Below are 22456 nucleotides of genomic sequence, written 5' to 3' on the forward strand. Positions count from 1 at the left end.
CTTTCTTTATTCGTTTGTTCTAGGATTGGGTTGCATTCCAGCCAGAATTACACTTTTAGGAATTTGGATGGCGCGTCGTAAGTCATTGACTGGCATCTCATCTGTAATACTTCCATAACCATCACTGATGAATCGGCGATAGATAACAATTCCATAACGTTTTATATCCGGCCAGCGGAGTCCTTCATGCAGGCTGGTAATACGTCTTATGTGCAGAATACATTGAATCATGCTTTCTTGCATTCCCTCTTCAATGGTGAAATCCGGATGTATTTTTTTCTTCGGTGTCAATGATGTCAATGGACTGTAATAGGGCATTTTCCCATAATATTCATGAATCATTTCCGGAGTCAATGTATTCTTATTCTTGGTATATGCCTTCTGCCAGGTGGTTATATCGGCAGCAGCCTGGGTGTAGTTTTTCTTCAAGGCATAAGCTTCGGCACGGTATAAAAGAATCTCATCCGTGTTGAAAATGACAGGCATATAATAGAGATAGTTACTTCCCTCATAGACTCCACTCTTACGGATGAAGCTACATTCGTAACCGCTGGTGGTGAAAGGCTTTACATATAAATAATCTGCATTTCCCCATAAACCGGATGATTGGGATGTTTCGTTACTGGCAATTAGTTTGTTGTGCATATAGCGTTTACCGGCCATGTAGTTGCTGATAAGGATACCCCAGTTGGATGTTGTACTGCTGATTAACAGGTTCGCTTTATTGGTCGAAGCAATGTATGCGTCGGGCTGCACATTGTCGTTAGCTGTAAGTTTCCCCCATGATTCCCAGTCGCGCAACTGACCGCTTGCATCATTGCCTAATACGCGGGTGGCGTAATCTATCACTTTGTCGCAATTAGAAAAGTCAGTCTGCATGTAATTGAGATAGAAACGTGTGGCAAAAGCATAGACGGCTTTCTTGGTGAAATGGTATTTTGGAACAGAATAGTTGTCATCTGAAATGAATGGTATGCTGGCCAACAGGTCATGCTCTATCTTTTCGTATACTTCTTTTAAAGTTCCACGTTTATATTGGGGATTAACCGTCGTTTCTACTTCTTCCATATAGGGGATTCCCAATTCTTCAGCGGCATGAGAATTGTATGCGTTACAAAAGATATTGGCTAGCATAAAATGGCTGTAAGCCCGGCATACCAAGGCTTCTCCACGTTGTGGGTTTAATGATTCGGGATTTCCTTTTTGCTCGATGGCTTTTAGTACCATGTTTGCAGCGGTAATAGCTTGGTAGTATCCTTGCCATAAATAGTTAGGAGTGTCCTGATATTCTTCCTGGGTATCTTTCCAGTTGTAGCAATCTTCTTCGGCCAACTGATAATAGGAGTATTTAGGTCCATTGTCGTCGGAGTTGTCACTGTAGAGTTCAAATAACTCATTGGCTGTCACTTCGGGATAGGCGGAAATGAGAAGTTTGGTAATCTTCTGTTCTGTATCTAATTCTGTACGATTGTCCGGAAGCTTATCCAGAAAGTCATTGCAGGAGCTGGTACCCAGTCCTAATCCGCTAATCAGTAACAACGTATGCAGTATATTGATATGTTTCATAATCATTGTTTTTTATATAGATAACTGTATTGTTCTTAAAGCCCTAGTCTCACTGTTAATGTGAACTGACGAGGAACAGGTGAAGCTACTCCACCGGTATTGAAAAATTCAGGGTCCTGACCGTTCAGTTTCTTATCAGCATAGATTAAGAATAGGTTTGTAGCTTGCAGTTTCAGAGATAAATTGGACACCTTTATCGGAGAAATCCATTTCTGCGGAAAATCATAAGTCACAGATATCTCTTTCATACGAATAAAATCTCCTTTAGCAATACGTTCTGTAGAGTAGTTGTATGCATTGTAAGCCTTGTATAAAGTTCGGTTGGCTTCATACTGCGGGCTGCTTAATATAACAGGGATATTGGTTTTGGATTCGTCACCGGAAACTGTCCAGCGGTTTTTAAACTCGCGGGGCATAGCACTCAAATCACTATACTTATAGTTGAAATATGGATTCAGACGAACTACATTCCCGAAAGAATAAGTCATGAATACATTCAGTTTAAAACCTTTATAGGTGAATATATTTCCAAAGCTTCCTGTAATGGTTGGGTCTGTCGGTCCCTCATACTTCAGATAGTCCAGCTTTTCACGTTCCTGGAAGTTGATATCTGTTGAGGTGATGTTCCCGTTAATATTAAACTGGGGCATACCATTACTGTTCAATCCGGCAAAGGGAATGGAAAAGAGTGCGCGTACCGGATAGCCTTCACGTGCAAATCCGCTGCCGGATACAAGTTCCATCATACGTGTGCGCCCTTTTAATTCAGTTACTTCATTCTTGGCGTATGAGAAGATGAAGTCAGAACTCCAGGAGAAATTCTCTTTTTTAATGTTCTTGGTTGAGAGAGTGAATTCGATTCCATGAGATTGCATAGAAGCTACGTTAGCAAACTTATATACACTTCCTCCTACTCCCTGAGTTGGAATCAAACCGATCAGATCGTAGTTGTTACGGGTGTACCAGTCAGCAGACAGGTTAATCCGGTTGTTGATGAATCCGATATCAATCCCCAGATTAAGTTCATGTTTCTTCTCATAAGTCAGTTCACTATTCTCGATGTCTTCAATATATAGACCTGTCTCTTGAATATCGGTGAAAGGACGATAAGGAGAGAAACTGCGAATGATTGCCTGTGAGTTGGTGACATCGGCAGGTCCACGGTCGGCAGTTAGTGAATAGGATGCTTTCAGTGTCAGGTTGGATAAAGTAGGCTCTAACGCTTGAAAGAACTTTTCTTCGTGTGCATTCCATGCACCGGATACATTCCAGGTTGGTAGCCAGCGGGAAGAGCGGCTGCGTCCCATACGGTTTGTTCCTTCATAACGGAAAGTACCATTAATTGTATAACGGCCATCGTACGAGTAAGTAGCATTTGCAAAGCCTGCTACGCTACGGGTTTCCGAATGACTGAGTGAATAATACTTATTCCCGGTTTCGATGCCTTGCTTGAAGAATTGATATACATAGGATGGAATTTCTCCCATTGAGTATTGCATTCCCCAGCCTTGGAAAGAAGAATATGACCTTTGTAAGTTATTAATTTCCATGCCGGCAAAGAAATTAGTGATATGTTTCTCTGCGAACAAGTGATTCCATGAGATGGTGCTGCGAAAGTCAAGCCCCAGCATTTTGCGGTCTTGACGTTGATAAATTCCTCCTTCAGGAAGTACGGAAATTGGCAATGCATAAGGATTGTCGGGATTGGTGTAAAGCCAACCGTTTTCTTTGCGGATAGTAGCATCATCCAGTCCACTACGGTATGCTATGGCCTGGTTGGAGTCATCAAGAATATTATGTTCCTGGGAGGAGGCTTGATAACGGACAGCTCCCAATGCACTGATTTCCAGTTCCGGAATCACTTTCCATTTTAGTTCTCCCTGAAATTTTACATCGGTCACGTTAAGTTCGATGTAGTTATTGTTTAGTTCCTGTAAGATATTGAACGGTGCATAATTGGCTATATAGTCAGTAGAGGGGTCTAATGTACGTGAGGTGTTCAATGCATACGAGTAAGGATTGATGTCAAAGTCACGGGTGACCTCTCCTGATGCGACATCTAGGGAGGAATTCATCGTTCCGGGTGCTTTCTGCTTGCGGTAAGATGCGTTGGAAATCAGACTGATAGATAAATTCTTGTATATATTATAACTTGTATTCAGATTTGCTGTATAACGCTTTACTTCACTTTGTTTATACCATCCCGGATCAAGCATGGCACTCAATGAAGCGTAGAATGAGGATTTCTCGGAACCGGATGTGATACTGACAGAATGGTTCTGCGTCATATTGTTTTCGAACAATATATCAAACCAGTTCGTATTGCGCATTTCGGCTTCACGTAAATAGGCATTACGTGTTTCAAGAGTGTTGGCTAAACCGAATTGTCCGTTACTTTCGTCAAACTGGTCTATTAATCTATACATCCGGCCATATACACCACTATTTTTCGCACGAAAAAGGTCTCCACTGTTCAACCAACCTTTTTGTTCCATTTCTTTATATATGCCCATTTGTTCTTGTGAATTCATGATGTTGAATTCATTGTAACTGGGTATCATGCGGGTAGTGAATTCACCGGTATAACTAATCTTGCTGACTCCTGCTTTTCCCTTTTTGGTAGTCACTACAATAACTCCCGCCATGGCACGTGCACCATAGATGGAAGTGGCGGAACCATCCTTTAATATTTGAAAGCTTTCAATATCATCAGAGTTTAAACCGGCAATGGCAGAACTGATTAGCGTTTCTGCATCACCTGAAGATAAATCATCCGGACCTACGTCAATAGCATCTTCCATGATTACTCCGTCTACCACCCATAATGGCTTTGAACTGCCATAGATGGAAGTTGCTCCACGGACACGGATTTTTGGCGCAGTTCCGAAAGTTCCCGATACATTCTGTACTGATACACCGGCTGCGCGTCCCTCCAATCCACGGCTGATATCAGGAAGGCCGTCCAGTTTCACGTTTTCTGCTGTCAGTTGGTTGGTAGCTCCGGTAAATAACCTTTTGTCCATCTTTTGCATACCCGTTACTACTACTTCAGACAGCGTTTGTACATCTGGCATCAAGGTTACACTCATGCTTGGGGCCGGAGTAAGATCCTGCGGTTTCATACCTATATAGGAGAATTGCAGAACGGACTTATTAGATACGTTTTCTATAGAAAACTTTCCGTCCATGTCTGTTAATACGCCGGATTTGCTTCCTTTGATAAGAACCGTTGCTCCGATAAGAGGTTGGTTGTCATCGCCTGAAATAACTACCCCTTTTACATTGAACACTTTTGCCTGTTTGGAGGGACCTTTAGGTGTTATAGTGACAAATTGATCTTCAATGTGATATTCTAATGGCTTATTACTAAGGATAACATCGAGTGTCTGTTCCAGGCTCTTGTCTTTTACAGAACCGGAAACGGTGAACTTCTTCACATCGTCGTACGTAAAGAGGATTTTGTATCCGGATATCTTTTCCAAGCGTTTTAGTACGGACGGCAGACGTTCGTTACTAAATTCAATTGTGATTTTCTTTTGTGGTTGCGTCTGGGCTCCTACTTGGTAGGGCAAAAAGTATAATACGCATAGAAAACACACAATAAATAGGTTCCAATTTTTTCTCATACGTTTGTTTTTAATAACACTATTTGGATATGTTTATAATACTAGTGCGTATGAGTTGAAAAAATGGATACCCCTTTTGCGAATTATTTTTTAATAAAAGTGATAAATTGCTATTATCTGTATGAATCTGTAATATTTATGCAATAGAAAGTTAATCTATAGTGAGCGTATTGCCTTGCAAGGTGACTGTCACTTTTTTCATTCTATTAAGTAATGAGATCGTATGTTCCAGGTCTTTCGTACGATCGGATATAAAGTGCATTTTGTACTCCATCGCTTCTTTATTTCTGAATTCTATGTTTACATTGTACCAACGTCCCAGATTCTGCATGATATCTTTCAATGTGACATCATCAAAATAGAAATAGCCGTCTTTCCAATAAACATAAGAGTCCAGATCTACTTCTGCCAGAACGAAATTGCCGTCAGATTGAAGATGTGCATCTTCGCCCGGGTAGAGTCTGGTATATGATCCTCCTTTGGTATTGCTGACTTCTACTTTCCCGTTAATGAGTACTACGTGAGTATCTTCGGGGGTATAGCTGCGTATATTAAATTCGGTACCGAGAACACGGGTCTGTACTGTCTTGGTTTTTACGATGAAAGGCCGCTTCGGATCTTTGGTTACTTTAAAATAAGCCTCACCCTCCAAAGTGACAATACGTTCGTTGCCAATAAAAGCTGTAGGATAGACAAAATTACTATTAGCATTGAGCCAGACTTCCGTGCCGTCACATAGCACTACTTTGAAGCTTTCACCGCGAGGGACGGTAAGTACGTGTGTTTGTGTAGTTGTTGAAATGACCTGTCTGTAGTCCAGTTCTTTCTTCTCCGATTTTGAGATGACTTTCTGGGGCAGGGCTTGATTAGTTGATTGCGGTTCGTCTAGTACGATCTTTTCTCCATTATCTTTTTGTAGCGTAATATGCTGGGGAGTGTTATCAGCGGTGAATACGGTAATTGGTTCGAGGACAGGAGTTGTCAGACTATTGATTAAGTAGTAAGCTCCGAATAAAATGGCGATCATGGCTGCTATTCCAATTCCCGTTTTCCAGAGGTTGGAATGCATTCGTACAGAATATTGGCGTTTTTTGAATCGCTCTAATTCCATATCCACATTGGGGAGTTCTATTCTGCTTTTTTGTCGCAGGAAGAGGCTGCTATCCATAATGTCACGACAAGTTTGCAGAGCTTCTTTATCTTCAAGTATCTCTTGCAGCTGTTCGTCACTTATTTCAGAAAGGCTCTCCATGATGTCGAGTGCCTTTTCCACAGATTCATCTGTGTTATTTATATGGTCGATATCTTTGTTCATTGCTGTTCGACTGTATCATACTTGTTTATATTACGTTTAATCATAAAATAAAGACACCTACTTTATGTTTTTTTTGCACATTCTTCGCGTATCACCTGCAATGCTTTCACGATATGCTTTCTTACTGCACTGACACTAATATTCAGTTCTTCTGCCACTTCTTGGTATTTTTTACGTTGGATATAGCATTCTTCTAAAATGTGTCTTGTATGTGGAGTCAGTTTTTCCATGGCTTTACTGATGTGCATCATTCTTTCATCCTGCTCCTGATATTCCGTCTCAACATAACTTTTAGTCAGTTCGGAATAGATTTGTATGTACTGTTCATGAGTGTTCTGATGGCGTAGGAAGTCAATGCTTTTGTTACGGACATAAACATATAGATAAGATTTGGCTGTGGCTTTATCAATTTTGGCATAATTGGTCCAGATAAATTCGAAAGCATCGCTTACGATGTCCTTACTAGCCTCCATATTATTAATCAGATGAAATGCATAATAATAAAGTTGAGGGTAGTACTCCTTAAAAAGAAAATCAAAATCAGCCTTATCTTCCACGTGCCTTAAAAGTGTTGAATAGTAAATAATTTGCCTTGCAAATAAACAAATAATAATTGAGAAAAGCAAAATGGCTTTTATTTTATATTTATCGTATCTTTGTGGCATCATATTTTTTGAATCAATATTCATGTAGAACCAGGGAAGTAATAATGGAGAGTGTTTTAATTACAGGTGCAAGTGGTTTTATAGGAAGTTTCATCGTGGAGGAAGCGTTGAAACGAAAGTTTGGTGTGTGGGCCGGAATTCGTCCCACGAGTAGCAAGAGGTATTTAAAGAACCGGAAAATTCACTTTCTGGAACTGGACTTTGCACATCCCAATGAGCTTCGCGCCCAACTCTCCGGGCATAAAGGTACTTACAGCAAATTTGATTATATCATCCATTGCGCCGGTGTGACAAAGTGTTCTGATAAAAAGACCTTTGATTATGTGAATTATCTTCAGACTAAATATTTTATAGACACGCTGAAGGAATTGAATATGGTTCCGAAGCAGTTTATATATATTAGCACGTTGAGTGTATTCGGACCTGTACGTGAGAAGGATTATACTCCGATAAGCGGAGAAGATACTCCGATGCCTAATACGGCTTATGGATTGAGTAAATTGAAAGCGGAATTATATATTCAGAGTATTCCCGGTTTTCCTTATGTCATTTATCGTCCTACGGGAGTCTATGGTCCCCGTGAGTCAGACTATTTCCTGATGGCCAAGTCCATTCAGAAGCATGTAGACTTTTCGGTCGGTTTTCGACGCCAGGACTTGACTTTTGTTTATGTGAAGGACATTGTGCAGGCGATTTTTCTGGGAATGGAGAAAAAAGTGGTTCAAAAGGCGTATTTCCTGACAGATGGGAAAATCTATAAAAGTCGTGCCTTTTCGGATCTGATACAAAAAGAATTGGGCAATCCGTTTGTTCTTCACTTGAAATGTCCATTAATTGTGCTAAAAGTTATATCTTTGTTCGCTGAATTCATTGCTACACGTTCCGGGAGGAGCAGTACCCTGAATTCGGATAAATATAAGATAATGAAACAACGCAACTGGCAATGCGACATATCCCCGGTAATGAAAGAACTTGGGTATGTACCCGAATATGATTTGGAAAAGGGAGTTCGTGAAACCATTGCCTGGTATAAAAATGAAGGATGGCTTTAGACTTATTTAAGCGCGTAGAAACCCGGAAAGGGTTGTTTGCTGTGGAAAAGATTACACTGATTTATAATCTGTTGACTTCCATATTGATTCTATTCCTGTTTCAGCGAATGGATCATCCATGGCACATGTTGCTGGATAGGGCTATGATCGCGGCGATGACCTTTTTGTTGATGTATCTTTATCGTCTTGCCCCCTGTAAGTTTTCAGCGTTTGTGCGCATTGTTATCCAGATGAGTCTATTGTCTTACTGGTATCCGGATACTTTCGAGTTCAATCGTTTCTTTCCGAATTTAGACCATGTATTTGCAACTGCCGAGGAGTTTATTTTCAATGGTCAGCCTGCTATCTGGTTTTGCCATACGTTTCCGCATCTTATTGTCAGTGAGGCATTTAATATGGGATATTTCTTTTATTATCCTATGATGCTGATTGTGGCGTTATTTTATTTCATTTATAAGTTTGAGTGGTTCGAAAAGATGTCTTTTGTTCTCGTCACTTCTTTCTTTATCTATTATCTGATTTATATATTCGTTCCTGTTGCAGGGCCTCAATTCTATTTCCCTGCTATCGGGATTGATAATGTATCTAAAGGTTTTTTTCCTGCTATCGGTGACTATTTCAATCATAATCAGGAATTACTTCCCGGACCGGGTTATCAGCATGGATTCTTTTATAGCTTAGTGGAAGGTTCGCAGCAGGTAGGCGAACGTCCTACGGCAGCATTCCCCAGTTCGCACGTCGGCATTTCTACCATTTTGATGATTATGGCATGGCGTGGCAGTAAGAAATTGTTTGCTTGTCTGATACCTTTCTATATGTTGCTTTGCGGGGCTACCGTATATATTCAGGCGCATTATGTGATTGATGCTATTGTAGGATTTTTCTCTGCATTCCTATTGTATGTGGTTGTGACCTGGATGTTTAAGAAGTGGTTTGCACAACCGATGTTTAAGTAGAAAATAGGAATATACTTCTGTATTTTGAAACAGATAATCTCCATCCGCAGGAGTCAGAGTTTGCGGATGAAGATTATGATCTATGGTGGATTAAATTTCCGGATTCTCTTTACGTTGGGAAGTGATTTCTTCAAATATGCGGAAAAGCTCTTCCTTTGTTTCTGCCCGTAACATGGCAATACGCGTATTACGGAAATTAGGTATTCCTTTGAATAATGGACTGGCAGCCAAATGACGGCGTACGTGCAGAATACCTCTGCGCTCATCAAGTAGATTTACACTGTCGACCACTTCCTGGCGAAGAACTTCCATGCACCAGTCGAAACTTAGCGGTGGTAATTCTTCACCAGTCTCCAGATAGTGTTTCACTTCTTTGAATATCCATGGACGACCAAAGCTGGCACGACCAATCATGACAGCATCTACTCCATAACGGTCAAAACACTCTTTGCAGCGTTTAGGCGTCGTCACGTCACCATTACCGATAATAGGAATATGCATCCGTGGATTATTCTTCACTTCGCCTATTAATGTCCAGTCTGCTTCTCCGGTGTACATTTGTGCACGGGTGCGGCCATGTATAGTCAGTGCAGCAATGCCGCAATCCTGTAGCTGTTCTGCTAATTCTACAATTACTTTGTTGTTAGCATCCCATCCTAGGCGGGTCTTGACCGTTACGGGGATTCTCACCGCATCTACTACCGCACGGGTGATCTCCAGCATCTTGGGGATATTCTGTAACATACCTGCTCCTGCTCCTTTTCCGGCTACTCTTTTTACCGGGCATCCGAAATTGATATCCAGAATATCAGGTTGTGCCTGTTCCACAATCTTGGCAGCTTCCACCATCGTTTCCGTATCTTTCCCGTATATCTGGATGGCAACGGGACGTTCGGCATCACTGATACTTAGTTTCTGCGCAGTCTTGCTGACAGCGCGAATCAGCGCATCGCTCGACACAAATTCGGTGTATACCATATCTGCTCCGAACCTCTTGCACATCAGGCGGAAAGCCGGATCAGTCACATCCTCCATCGGAGCAAGTAAGATGGGATATTTACCCAAATCTATTTGGCCTATCTTCATATATGAATCTGATATTTACTGTTTATGATTGAAGTAACTTCTTGTTTTCGCTGCAAAAATACGGAAAAAAGCCTACCTTTGTACGCATTCATTTGCTTAACTGATACAAATAAGTATATATTCTATGAGTCTTAGTTTGAAAGATTTTGAAATAATGGCTCCTGTCGGTTCGCGCGAATCTCTTGCTGCGGCTATTCAGGCAGGTGCCGATTCTATCTATTTCGGTATAGAAAACCTGAACATGCGTGCCCGTTCGGCCAATACGTTTACGATTGATGATTTGCGGGAGATCGCCCGTACGTGTGATGAACACGGGATGAAAAGCTACTTGACGGTCAACACGATTATCTATGATAAAGATATTCCATTGATGCATACCATTGTCGATGCAGCCAAGGAAGCCGGAATCTCTGCGGTGATTGCAGCCGATGTGGCGGTGATGAACTATGCCCGTCAGATAGGGCAGGAGGTACACCTTTCCACTCAACTGAACATCTCCAATGCAGAGGCTTTAAAATTCTACGCACAATTTGCAGATGTGGTAGTATTGGCCCGTGAGTTGAATCTGGAGCAGGTAGCCGAAATCTATCGCCAGATTCAGGAAGAACATATTTGTGGTCCGAGCGGTGAACAGATTCGCATTGAGATGTTCTGTCACGGTGCGCTTTGTATGGCTGTATCGGGTAAATGTTACCTCTCTTTGCATGAGATGAACCATTCTGCCAATCGCGGCGCTTGTATGCAGGTGTGTCGCCGTTCCTATACAGTCCGTGACAAAGAGACGGATGTGGAACTGGATATTGATAACGAATATATCATGTCACCGAAAGATTTGAAGACCATCCACTTTATGAATAAGATGTTGGATGCCGGTGTGCGTGTATTCAAAATTGAAGGCCGTGCCCGTGGACCTGAATATGTGCGTACAGTGGTAGAATGTTACAAAGAGGCTATCAAAGCTTATCTGGAAGGAACATTTACCGATGAAAAGATTGCAGCTTGGGACGAACGTCTGAAAACAGTATTCAACCGCGGCTTTTGGGATGGCTATTATTTGGGACAACGTTTAGGCGAATGGACCAGAAACTATGGTTCGGCAGCTACGGAACGTAAGATATATGTAGGTAAAGGTATCAAATACTTCTCTAACATTGGAGTTTCCGAATTTCTGGTAGAGGCTGCGGAAGTTAGCGTAGGCGATAAACTTCTCATTACCGGACCGACCACAGGTGCTCTATTCATGACTTTGGAAGAAGCCCGTGTTGACTTGGAATCCGTGCAGACTGTGAAGAAAGGCCAGCACTTCTCCATGAAATCAGATAAGATACGCCCCAGTGACAAGCTGTATAAACTGGTATCAACCGAAGAACTGAAGAAGTTCAAAGGACTCGATATTGAGCAAAAGAGAGGCTAACTGCTATTTCTCAACTTTTAATTTTTAATCTTCAATTTTTAACTGATGAACTATATTTATGAATTGGAAATGAAGGTGCGTGATTACGAGTGCGACCTTCAAGGGATTGTTAATAATGCGAACTATCAGCATTATCTGGAACATACCCGCCATGAGTTTCTGACGTCGGTAGGCATCAGTTTTGCTGCACTCCACGAACAGGGAGTCGATCCGGTAGTGGCACGCATTAATATGGCATTCAAAACGTCGTTGAAAAGCGGAGACGAGTTTGTCTCTAAACTTTATATGAAGAAGGAAGGTATCAAATATGTATTCTATCAGGATATTTTCCGTAAGAGTGATAATAAAGTAGTAGTGAAATCCACTGTTGAAACGGTATGTGTGGTAAACGGACGTTTGAGTGACAGCGAATTATTCGATAGCGTCTTTGCCCCTTACCTGAAATGAGCAGTTCCGAGGAAGAACAGATTTATAGTATCGCCCTGACAATGGTGCCCGGTATTGGGCACATAGGGGCGAAACATCTGATAGACGGAATGAATAATGCTGTTGATGTCTTCCGTCTGCGTAAAGAAATACCGGAACGTATTCCTGAAGTGAGTCAACGGGTGGTAGATGCGTTGGATTGTCCACAAGCTGTGATCCGTGCCGAACAGGAATATGAATTTATCCGGAAGAACCGGATCTCCTGCCTGACTTTCCATGACGAGGCTTATCCTTCCCGTTTGCGGGAATGTGAAGATGCTCCTATTGTCCTTTTCTTTAAAGGAAATACCGATTTGAATTCCCTGCATATAATAAATATGGTAGGCACTCGTAATGCCACTGATTATGGTACCCGGATTTGCGCCTCTTTCTTACGCGATCTGAAAACACTTTGTCCTGATGTGTTGGTAGTCAGCGGACTTGCTTACGGAATCGATATTCATGCGCATCGTGAAGCGCTGGTCAATGATCTGCCTACGGTAGGTGTCCTTGCCCACGGTCTGGATCGTATTTATCCTTATGTCCATCGGAAAACAGCCATTGATATGCTCGAAAAAGGAGGACTATTGACCGAATTTCTGTCCGGTACGAATCCCGACAAACATAATTTCGTCAGTCGTAACCGCATTGTCGCAGGTATGTGTGATGCTACGGTTGTCATTGAATCGGCAGAAAAAGGAGGCTCATTAATCACTGCTGAACTTGCTGAAGGCTATCATCGCGATTGTTTTGCTTTTCCCGGCCGGATAAATGATGAATATTCAAAGGGGTGTAATCGGTTGATTAGAGATAATAAGGCTTCCTTACTATTATCGGCTGAAGATCTTGTACAGGCAATGGGATGGAATATACCAACAACTTCTTCCGAAAAAGTAAATGTGCAACGTAGTCTTTTTCTCGACTTGTCCGAAGAAGAACAGAAGATTGTCTCTATTCTGGAGAAACAGGGGAATTTACAGATTAATTCTCTGGTAGTAGAAGCAGATATTCCCGTACATAAGATAAATGCTATTCTTTTTGAACTGGAAATGAAAGGAGTAGTTCGTGTATTGGCAGGAGGAATGTATCAGTTATTGAATTAACTCGTATAGACTAACCTCATATATGGATATAAAAAAAGGAGCAACGCCTTGCTCCAACCTTTGTTAACCTTAAATCTAATACTATGAAAAAAATCACATGACAAATGTAAGCGTTCAACTTATTCTTTCCAAATAATTCTGTTGTATTTGTTTCTCTTTTAAATTCTTTCACTGATTTTCACTGTTATCGGACACGACGCACTTCTAATGGATAAAGTTTGGCACTTTCATGGTAAGTAATGGAAAGAAATGCAAGCTTTCTTGAATATGTTTTCATGGTCATTCGAAGGGTTCGTGAAATAAGGCTTAAAATAAGTGCTTTGTTGGTTTAAAAGGAACGCCCCGTTGGTTTAAAACCAAGGCATCGTTCCTTTAAAACCAACGAGGTGTTCCTTTTAAAGGAAAATGTGTACTTGTATGTTGCTGTGTAATATATAGAATTATCTTTTCATAATAGCCATGGTGGATTTTTTTGCTGTCAAATTCAATGACTACCAATGAATGCTTTTATGAGAATGCTATAACACTAATGCTTGTCACTACGGAGCATAAATTTTATATAATAAAGAAAAGTGTTACGAGGACTATTGGGGAAAATCAACAAAAAGTTCTCATAAATGTATAGAAGGAGATTATGTGATTCATTCGAAGAATTTGGTGTTGAAGGATGATATAACCTATCTGCTGATATGGGATGTTTTGTTTGTAGTAGTACAAAAAAGGCGAGGCAAATGCCCCACCTTGAATGTTTTCACAACGGAATAATCCTTATTGTGATTTGCTTTTAATTAGTGTGACAAAGATAGTAATTTATTTTGTTTTAATGTCTAATTTGTGGAAAAATATTAATATATTTGATGAGTTATAATAAGATAGGGCAAATATGAAAAGAATATTAGGACTGGATTTGGGAACCAACAGTATTGGTTGGGCATTGGTTGACAGCGAAGAGCAGAGAATTTTAGGAATGGGTAGTCGGATTATTCCTATGGATCAGGGTGTGTTGGATACTTTCAGTGGGGGGAATCCGGTAGAGACTCAAACAGCTGCGCGAACGGCCTATCGTGGCACACGCCGATTGCGCGAAAGAGCATTATTACGTCGTGAGCGTCTGATTCGTGTTTTGAATATGATGAAGTTTTTACCCGAACATTATGCTTCTCAAATAGATTTTGAGAAGCGATTAGGACAATTTTTTGACGAAAAGGAGCCCAAACTAGCTTGGAAACAAAATGATGAAGGGAGGTTCGAGTTTATTTTTCAACAGTCTTTTAATGAAATGATAGAAGAATTTAAGAATAAGGGGGTGGTTAGAGAAGATAAAAAAATCCCATATGATTGGACTATCTATTATTTGCGTAAGAAAGCTCTTTCTCAAGAGATAGAGAAGGAAGAACTAGCTTGGATTTTATTAAATTTCAATCAGAAACGGGGATATTATCAATTAAGAGGGGAAGAAGAGGAAGAGAACCCTAATAAATTAGTAGAATATTATTCATTGAAAATAGTGGATGTCATAGCCGATGAAAAACCGAATAGTAAAGGTGATATATGGTATTCTTTACATTTAGAAAACGGCTGGATTTATCGTCGCTCCAGTAAGATTCCGTTATTTGGATGGAAAGATAAAACACGTGATTTTATTGTTACTACAGATTTGAACGACGACGGGACGGTTAAAAAAGATAAGGAAGGAATAGAAAAGCGGTCTTTTCGTGCGCCAAGCGAAAATGATTGGGTATTGTTGAAAAAGAAGACGGAGAGTGATATAGAAAAGTCTCATAAAACAGTTGGTGCGTATGTCTATGAGACATTACTGCAAAATCCTATGCAAAAAGTTCGTGGAAAGCTTGTACGGACAATCGAACGTAAGTTCTACAAGGATGAACTGAAACAAATTCTTGAGAAACAAAGAGAGTTTCATCCCGAATTGAGAGATGAAGATTTATACAACGACTGTGTAAGAGAGTTATATCGGAGTAATGAGACGTACCAATTTATTTTAAGTAAAAGAGATTTTGTTCATTTATTCTTGGACGATATTTTATTTTATCAGAGACCATTACGGAGTCAGAAGTCTGCGATAGGTGATTGCATACTTGAATTTAAAACATACAAAGATAAAGATGGAAATAATATTAAAGAGTATCTGAAGGTCATTTCAAAATCCAATCCTCTTTATCAGGAATTCCGTATATGGCAATGGCTGTACAATTTGAAGATATATCGGAAGGAAGATGACGAAGATGTTACTTTGCAATTTATTGCAAACATTGAAGATAAAGAACAGCTATTTGATTTCTTAAGTAATAGGAAAAGTATAGAACAGAAACCTTTGCTTGAATATTTGATAAAGGCAAAAGGTCTGAAAAAACAGGTAAAGACAGAGGCATATCGATGGAATTATGTTGAAGATAAGATATATCCTTGCAGTGAAACAAAAACGATGATTTCTACACGTTTGGCTAAAGTAGAAAATATTCCAGATAATTTCTTTACAAAAGAAATAGAACAAAAACTTTGGCATATCATTTATTCTGTTACAGATAAAAATGAGTTTGAGAAAGCGTTGAGAACTTTTGCAAAAAAGTATGATTTAGATATTGCTTCTTTTGTAGATAATTTCAAGAAAATTCCTCCTTTTAAAAATGAATATGGATCATTCTCCGAAAAAGCAATAAAGAAACTGTTACCTTTGATGCGTTTGGGGAAATACTGGAAATGGAATGATATTGATAATAATACCCAAAATAGAATATCCAAAATAATCACAGGCGAGTATGATGAGGAAATTAAGGATATAGTTCGTGAAAAGTCTATTGCTTTAACTAATGAAAACGATTTTCAAGGTTTACAGTTATGGTTGGCTCAATATCTTGTTTATGGGCGACATTCAGAAGCAGATATTGCAGGAAAATGGCATTCGGTTGCTGATTTAGAAAAGTATTTGAATGAGTTTAAACAGCATTCCTTACGTAATCCGATTGTAGAACAAATAATTACGGAAACTTTACGGGTAGTGAGAGATATTTGGCGAAAATACGGACAGGGAGCAGAAAACTTTTTTAGTGAAATCCATGTTGAGCTTGGACGTGATATGAAGAACACTGCTGACGAAAGGAAAAAAATAGTTAATGTTGTAACAGAAAATGAGAATACCAATTTGCGAATCAAAGCATTATTAATGGAATTAAAGAATAATTCTGATGGCAAATTGGAGGTTGAAAATGTCCGTCCTTATTCACCCACGCAACAGGATATTCTGAAAATATATGAAGAGTATGCAATTAGCACTGGGCTTGATAACGAAAAGGATGAAAAGGTAAAGGAAGATATAAAGAAAATAAGCAGGGTTGCACAACCCACAACGACAGAGCTACAACGCTACAAACTATGGTTGGAGCAAAAATATTGTTCTCCATATACGGGTAAGGTCATCCCGTTAGGGAAGCTCTTTACCGAAGAATATCAGATTGAGCATATCATTCCAAAATCTCGTTACTATGATGATAGTTTCAGTAATAAAGTAATTTGTGAGGCCGCTGTAAATAAATTGAAGGATAAATGTTTAGGGTTGGAGTTTATAAAAAACTACCATGGGCAGATTGTGGAAACAGGCTTTGGACAAAAAGTAACTATCTTTGATGAGGAAGCGTATCAGAATTTTGTAAAGCAGCATTATGCTTATAATCGTTCCAAGAGGACAAAGCTTCTATTGGAAGAAATACCTGAAAAGATGATAGAACGCCAAATGAATGATACACGTTACATCAGCAAATTTGTTCTCCCTCTTCTGTCAAATCTTGTACGTGCAGAAGAAAATGACAATGGAGTAAATTCAAAAAATGTACTTCCTGTAAATGGCAAGATTACAACTATGTTGAAACAAGATTGGGGGTTGAATGATGTTTGGAATGATTTGATTCTTCCTCGTTTTGTGCGGATGAATGAGTTGGCAAAGACTATCGCATTCACCAGTTGGAATGAACAACATCAAAAATATTTACCTACTGTTCCATTAGAACTATCAAAAGGGTTTCAAAAGAAGCGTATTGATCATCGGCATCATGCAATGGATGCTTTGGTAATAGCCTGTGCAACTCGTGACCATGTCAATCTGTTAAACAATAAACATGCAAATACAGATACAATTCGATATGATTTACAACGAAAATTACGATTGTTTGAGCGAGTGACATATATTGACCCGCAAACAAAGAACAATGTAACAAAAGATATTCCGAAAGAATTTAAAAAGCCATGGGATAATTTCACTGTTGATGCCCGTAATGAATTGGAAAAAATTATTGTTAGCTTTAAACAAAACCTGCGTATAATTAATAAGGCAACCAATATATATACGAAATATGAAAACGGTAAAAAGATAAAGGTAGGCCAGAAAGGTCTTAATTGGGCAATTCGTAAACCTCTACACAAAGAAACTGTATTTGCAAAAGTATCACTTCGTAAAAGAAAAACCGTGCGTTTGAGTGAGGCTTTAAAAGATTGGAAAAAGATAGTCGATAAAAAGCTAAAACAAGAAATAAAACGGCTTACCTGTCAATATGGTAAATTTGATGTGGATACAATCTTGCGATATTTTAAAGATCGGAAGTACCAGTTTGGAGAAGTAGATGTATCAAAAGTAAAAATGTATTATTTTGATGAAGAAAATGCGGCGGTGCGAAAAAATGTAGATACATCTTTTACAGAAAAGTTTATTCAAGGATCTGTAACAGACACTGGCATACAAAAAATCTTGCTTAATCATTTAGAGGCAAAAGGGAATAAGGTTGAAATTGCGTTCTCTCCTGAAGGTATTGAGGAGATGAACAAGAATATCATTCAGCTTAATGAAGGGAAGTTGCATCTTCCAATATTTAAAGTTCGTGTTTATGAAACAATTGGTAATAAATTCTCTGTTGGAGTAAAAGGAAACAAGAAAGACAAATATGTGGAAGCGGCAAAGGGAACCAATTTGTTCTTTGCTATATATGTAGATGAAAATGGTATTCGTTCTTATGAAACTATACCTTTAAATATCGTAATAGAACGTTTAAAACAAGGATTAAGTGTGGTTCCGGAAAAAAATAGAAAGGAACATAGTCTATTATTTTATTTATCTCCTAATGATTTGGTATATGTGCCTATAGAGGATGAACGAGAAAACATTCACGCTGTTAATTTGGACCAACTTAATAATGAACAACGGAAGAGAATTTATAAAATGGTAAGTTGTACAGGTTCAGAGTGCCATTTTGTTCCTTATTATGTAGCAAGTCCTATAGTAAACAAAGTTGAATATTCGTCATTGAATAAGATTGGAAGGAGTCTGACTGGCGAGATGATTAAAGACGTTTGTATAAAACTAAAAGTTGATCGATTAGGAAATGTTAAAGGAATATCTGGCTTATGAATAAAAACAATAACACCCCAATTCCCTCTGATTTCTTTCTTTACAAAGACAGTAATGGAGAAGTGAAAGTCGAAATCTATATTTTTAATGAAACAGTTTGGCTGACACAGGATAAGATTGCGCAATTGTTTGGAGTAGATAGAAGCGTAGTGACAAAACATTTGAAGAATATCTTTCAAACGGCTGAATTGCAGGAGGATTCAGTTAGTGCAAAAATTGCACTAACTGCTGCTGATGGTAAAAAGTATCAAACGAAGCTATACAATCTTGATGCTATCTTATCCGTAGGCTACCGTGTCAACAGCATTCAGGCCACACATTTTAGAATCTGGGCAAACAGCGTACTGAAAGAATATTTGATTAAGGGTTTTGCCATGAACGACGAGCGATTAAAAAATCCACAAATGCTATTCGGCAAAGATTATTTCGAGGAGCAATTGGCTCGTATTCGTGATATTCGTAGCAGTGAACGTCGTTTTTATCAGAAGATAACTGATATTTATTCGCAATGTAGTGCTGATTACGAAGCTGGTAGCGAGGTGACAAAGACGTTTTTTGCAACTGTTCAGAATAAGTTGCATTGGGCAATTTCCGGACAGACGGCAGCGGAGATAATTGTTGCCCGTGTGGATGCAGAGAAACCTAATATGGGATTGACTACTTGGAAAAATGCGCCTAACGGGATGATTCGTAAACCGGATGTATCCATCGCAAAGAACTATCTCAATGAAACTGAAATGGATGATTTGAATCGTATTGTTTCGATGTATTTGGATTATGCAGAACGTCAAGCGAAAAAAGGACAGGTGATGTATATGAAAGATTGGGTGAAGAAGCTAGATGCATTCTTGCAATTTAACGAAGAAGCGGTATTGCAACATAGTGGGCAGGTGAGCCATGAGGTCGCCAAAGCATTGGCGGAACAAGAATATGACAAGTTTCATACTAGGCAACTTCGGAATTACGAATCGGACTTTGATAAACTTTTGAAAGGAATGAATCATGATTAAGAAAACACTTTATTTCGGAAATCCGGTTTATCTGTCGTTGCGCAATGCGCAGTTAGTTATTAAATTGCCTGATGTGGAAAAAGCAACGGCCTTACCGGAAGTATTGAAAAAGCAGGCGGAAGTGACAAAACCTATAGAAGACATTGGCATTGTAGTTTTGGATAACAAGCAAATCACCATCACTTCCGGTGTGTTGGAGGCTTTGCTTGAAAACACTTGCTCTGTAATCACTTGCGATAGTAAGAGTATGCCAGTTGGACTGATGCTTCCTCTTTATGGAAATACAACGCAGAATGAGCGTTTTCGTGAACAATTAGACGCTTCGTTGCCGTTGAAGAAACAACTTTGGCAACAAACTATTCAGGCGAAGATTAACAACCAAGCATCTGTGCTCAAAGATTGTATGAATGAAGAGGTAAAGTGTATGCGCGTGTGGGCAGCTGATGTACGTAGTGGCGACCCTGATAATTTGGAAGCACGTGCTGCTGCATATTATTGGAAATCTTTATTTGCAGATGTTGACGGTTTTACGCGAGATCGTGAAGGTATTCCTCCAAATAACCTATTAAACTACGGATATGCAATTCTTCGTGCAGTGGTAGCACGTGGGTTGGTAATAAGTGGATTACTTCCTACTTTGGGTATCCATCATCATAATCGATACAATGCTTATTGCTTGGCGGATGATATTATGGAACCTTATCGTCCTTATGTGGATGAATTAGTATTTAGCTTGATACAGGAGTATGGAATGGGTGTGGAGCTAACGAAAGAGGTGAAAACGCGATTGCTTATTATTCCGACATTGGAAGTAATAATTGGAGGTAAACGCAGTCCGTTGATGATTGCTGTGGGGCAAACTACTGCCTCACTTTATAAATGTTTCAATGGAGAGCTTCGTCGAGTTGCCTATCCCGAACGGTAATGGATCGTCTTAGTGAATATCGTATAATGTGGGTGCTCGTTCTTTTTGATTTGCCAACTGAAACGAAGAAGGAAAAGAAGGCTTATGCGGATTTCAGAAAGAATCTGCAAAAAGATGGTTTTACGATGTTTCAGTTTTCCATTTATGTACGTCACTGTGCTAGTAGCGAGAATGCAGCAGTACATATAAAAAGAGTTAAATCTTTCCTTCCGGAACTAGGGCATGTCGGAGTCATGTGTATTACGGATAAACAATTTGGGGACATAGAACTTTTCTATGGAAAGAAGGCGCAGAGTGTCAATACACCAGGGCAGCAATTGGAATTGTTTTAGAACACAAAATCTCGCATTAATGCGAGATTTTGTGTTGGAAACAGTCTTCTTTTTTCTTTTCTAATCTTCTTTGTAACTAATTGAATTACATTTTATTATATGAAATGTATTGTTTCCAATGGTTCAAAGATACTAATTTGAAAGCAAATCACAACCACATCACCAATGCCCTGATGAACAAATTATTGTTTCCAATGGTTCAAAGATACTAATTTGAAAGCAAATCACAACTTAACAGATAGCGAACTAGATAATGATAGATTGTTTCCAATGGTTCAAAGATACTAATTTGAAAGCAAATCACAACACCGGTATCTTTCACATAAAAATAGACGCATTGTTTCCAATGGTTCAAAGATACTAATTTGAAAGCAAATCACAACACGTCGTCCGGTGTGATCGCAGCCGTTCCGATTGTTTCCAATGGTTCAAAGATACTAATTTGAAAGCAAATCACAACACCCTATCAAGAAATATCTAGAGGCGCAAAATTGTTTCCAATGGTTCAAAGATACTAATTTGAAAGCAAATCACAACTAGTGAGCTAGCCCGGTTAGACGCTATGAAATTGTTTCCAATGGTTCAAAGATACTAATTTGAAAGCAAATCACAACGTGCGGCTGCCTCGTACATAACCACGTCGGATTGTTTCCAATGGTTCAAAGATACTAATTTGAAAGCAAATCACAACCTCATCGCGGATCAAGTCTAAAAACTCCTCATTGTTTCCAATGGTTCAAAGATACTAATTTGAAAGCAAATCACAACGCCTAGCGGCTTGTACGCGTTCGTCACGTCATTGTTTCCAATGGTTCAAAGATACTAATTTGAAAGCAAATCACAACCAGACAGCTCTACAAAGTTGTTAACGTATGATTGTTTCCAATGGTTCAAAGATACTAATTTGAAAGCAAATCACAACCCATACCTTAGAATATTAAATTGATTAAAATTGTTTCCAATGGTTCAAAGATACTAATTTGAAAGCAAATCACAACGTAAAGCGGGCGGAACGGCTGCGATCACACATTGTTTCCAATGGTTCAAAGATACTAATTTGAAAGCAAATCACAACTTGCGTCTGCTACGGCATCCGCCAACTTGTATTGTTTCCAATGGTTCAAAGATACTAATTTGAAAGCAAATCACAACGAAGGAATGCGAGGAGTACGGAGGTATTGAATTGTTTCCAATGGTTCAAAGATACTAATTTGAAAGCAAATCACAACGTAAAGCGGGCGGAACGGCTGCGATCACACATTGTTTCCAATGGTTCAAAGATACTAATTTGAAAGCAAATCACAACTTGCGTCTGCTACGGCATCCGCCAACTTGTATTGTTTCCAATGGTTCAAAGATACTAATTTGAAAGCAAATCACAACGAAGGAATGCGAGGAGTACGGAGGTATTGAATTGTTTCCAATGGTTCAAAGATACTAATTTGAAAGCAAATCACAACCGGCTATCCCGTGGTCAGTAAACCATTTCATTGTTTCCAATGGTTCAAAGATACTAATTTGAAAG

The 22456-nt window shown here is 39.3% G+C and carries 14 protein-coding genes and 1 CRISPR repeat array (1 of these 15 running past the window's edge); of the genes, 9 read left to right on the plus strand and 5 right to left on the minus strand.

Translation table 11 applies throughout. From position 1 onward, the window contains the following. Window positions 1-6 precede the first annotated feature (6 nt). The 4 genes from NQ505_RS05750 to NQ505_RS05765 all read right to left on the minus strand — a co-directional run bounded on the left by NQ505_RS05750 (window position 7) and on the right by NQ505_RS05765 (window position 7172). Window positions 7-1566, minus strand: a complete 1560-nt coding sequence (locus NQ505_RS05750; RefSeq protein WP_009001204.1) for a RagB/SusD family nutrient uptake outer membrane protein — start codon at window positions 1564-1566, stop codon at window positions 7-9. A gap of 35 nt (window positions 1567-1601) precedes the next feature. Beyond that, window positions 1602-5192 carry a SusC/RagA family TonB-linked outer membrane protein gene (locus tag NQ505_RS05755; RefSeq protein ID WP_009001203.1) on the minus strand — a complete coding sequence of 1197 codons (3591 nt, stop codon included), beginning with the start codon at window positions 5190-5192 and terminating at the stop codon, window positions 1602-1604. A 151-nt stretch (window positions 5193-5343) separates the two neighbouring features. Then, window positions 5344-6507, minus strand: coding sequence for a FecR family protein (locus NQ505_RS05760; RefSeq protein WP_009001202.1), 1164 nt, complete (start codon window positions 6505-6507; stop codon window positions 5344-5346). Window positions 6508-6569: 62 nt separating this feature from the next. Continuing rightward, window positions 6570-7172, minus strand: coding sequence for an RNA polymerase sigma-70 factor (locus NQ505_RS05765; RefSeq protein ID WP_009001201.1), 603 nt, complete (start codon window positions 7170-7172; stop codon window positions 6570-6572). A 44-nt stretch (window positions 7173-7216) separates the two neighbouring features. Here NQ505_RS05765 and NQ505_RS05770 point away from each other — a divergent pair, with 44 nt between their 5' ends. Together NQ505_RS05770 and NQ505_RS05775 are read left to right on the plus strand one after the other, a co-directional pair. Continuing rightward, window positions 7217-8224 carry an NAD-dependent epimerase/dehydratase family protein gene (locus NQ505_RS05770; RefSeq protein ID WP_004322948.1) on the plus strand — a complete coding sequence of 336 codons (1008 nt, stop codon included), beginning with the start codon at window positions 7217-7219 and terminating at the stop codon, window positions 8222-8224. Continuing rightward, window positions 8215-9180, plus strand: coding sequence for a phosphatase PAP2 family protein (locus tag NQ505_RS05775; RefSeq protein WP_004324044.1), 966 nt, complete (start codon window positions 8215-8217; stop codon window positions 9178-9180). Before NQ505_RS05770 ends, NQ505_RS05775 begins: the two co-directional genes overlap by 10 nt. Window positions 9181-9270: 90 nt before the next feature. Here NQ505_RS05775 and dusB read toward each other — a convergent pair whose 3' ends face one another. Further along, the gene (dusB, locus tag NQ505_RS05780) at window positions 9271-10266 is read right to left on the minus strand and encodes a tRNA dihydrouridine synthase DusB (protein ID WP_009001200.1); all 996 of its coding nucleotides are present in this window, start codon (window positions 10264-10266) and stop codon (window positions 9271-9273) included. Between the two features lie 124 nt (window positions 10267-10390). Between dusB and NQ505_RS05785 the strand changes: the two genes are divergently transcribed. The 7 genes from NQ505_RS05785 (at window position 10391) to cas2 (ending at window position 20931) form a co-directional block, all read left to right on the plus strand. Beyond that, window positions 10391-11680, plus strand: coding sequence for a peptidase U32 family protein (locus tag NQ505_RS05785; protein WP_004302691.1), 1290 nt, complete (start codon window positions 10391-10393; stop codon window positions 11678-11680). Window positions 11681-11725: 45 nt separating this feature from the next. Next, on the plus strand, window positions 11726-12127 hold the full coding sequence (locus NQ505_RS05790) for an acyl-CoA thioesterase (protein ID WP_009001199.1): 402 nt from the start codon (window positions 11726-11728) through the stop codon (window positions 12125-12127). Beyond that, entirely contained in the window at window positions 12124-13248 is a 1125-nt protein-coding gene (dprA, locus tag NQ505_RS05795) for a DNA-processing protein DprA (protein ID WP_004322956.1), read from the plus strand. The genes NQ505_RS05790 and dprA overlap by 4 nt, the downstream gene beginning before the upstream one ends. A gap of 883 nt (window positions 13249-14131) precedes the next feature. Beyond that, a complete protein-coding gene (gene cas9 / locus NQ505_RS05800) occupies window positions 14132-18664 on the plus strand; it encodes a type II CRISPR RNA-guided endonuclease Cas9 (RefSeq protein ID WP_009001198.1) in 4533 nt (1510 codons plus the stop codon). After that, complete coding sequence (locus NQ505_RS05805; protein WP_009001197.1) at window positions 18661-19674, plus strand: virulence RhuM family protein; 1014 nt, start codon at window positions 18661-18663, stop codon at window positions 19672-19674. The genes cas9 and NQ505_RS05805 overlap by 4 nt, the downstream gene beginning before the upstream one ends. Next, a complete protein-coding gene (cas1, locus tag NQ505_RS05810) occupies window positions 19667-20599 on the plus strand; it encodes a type II CRISPR-associated endonuclease Cas1 (protein WP_009001196.1) in 933 nt (310 codons plus the stop codon). The genes NQ505_RS05805 and cas1 overlap by 8 nt, the downstream gene beginning before the upstream one ends. Beyond that, the gene (cas2, locus tag NQ505_RS05815; protein WP_009001195.1) at window positions 20599-20931 is read left to right on the plus strand and encodes a CRISPR-associated endonuclease Cas2; all 333 of its coding nucleotides are present in this window, start codon (window positions 20599-20601) and stop codon (window positions 20929-20931) included. The genes cas1 and cas2 overlap by 1 nt, the downstream gene beginning before the upstream one ends. A 108-nt stretch (window positions 20932-21039) precedes the next feature. Further along, window positions 21040-22456: a CRISPR direct-repeat array (repeat unit 47 nt; unit sequence ATTGTTTCCAATGGTTCAAAGATACTAATTTGAAAGCAAATCACAAC) (it continues 1006 nt past the right edge of the window).

The sequence above is a fragment of the Bacteroides sp. D2 genome, assembly GCF_025147085.1.
Classification (GTDB): Bacteria; Bacteroidota; Bacteroidia; order Bacteroidales; family Bacteroidaceae; genus Bacteroides.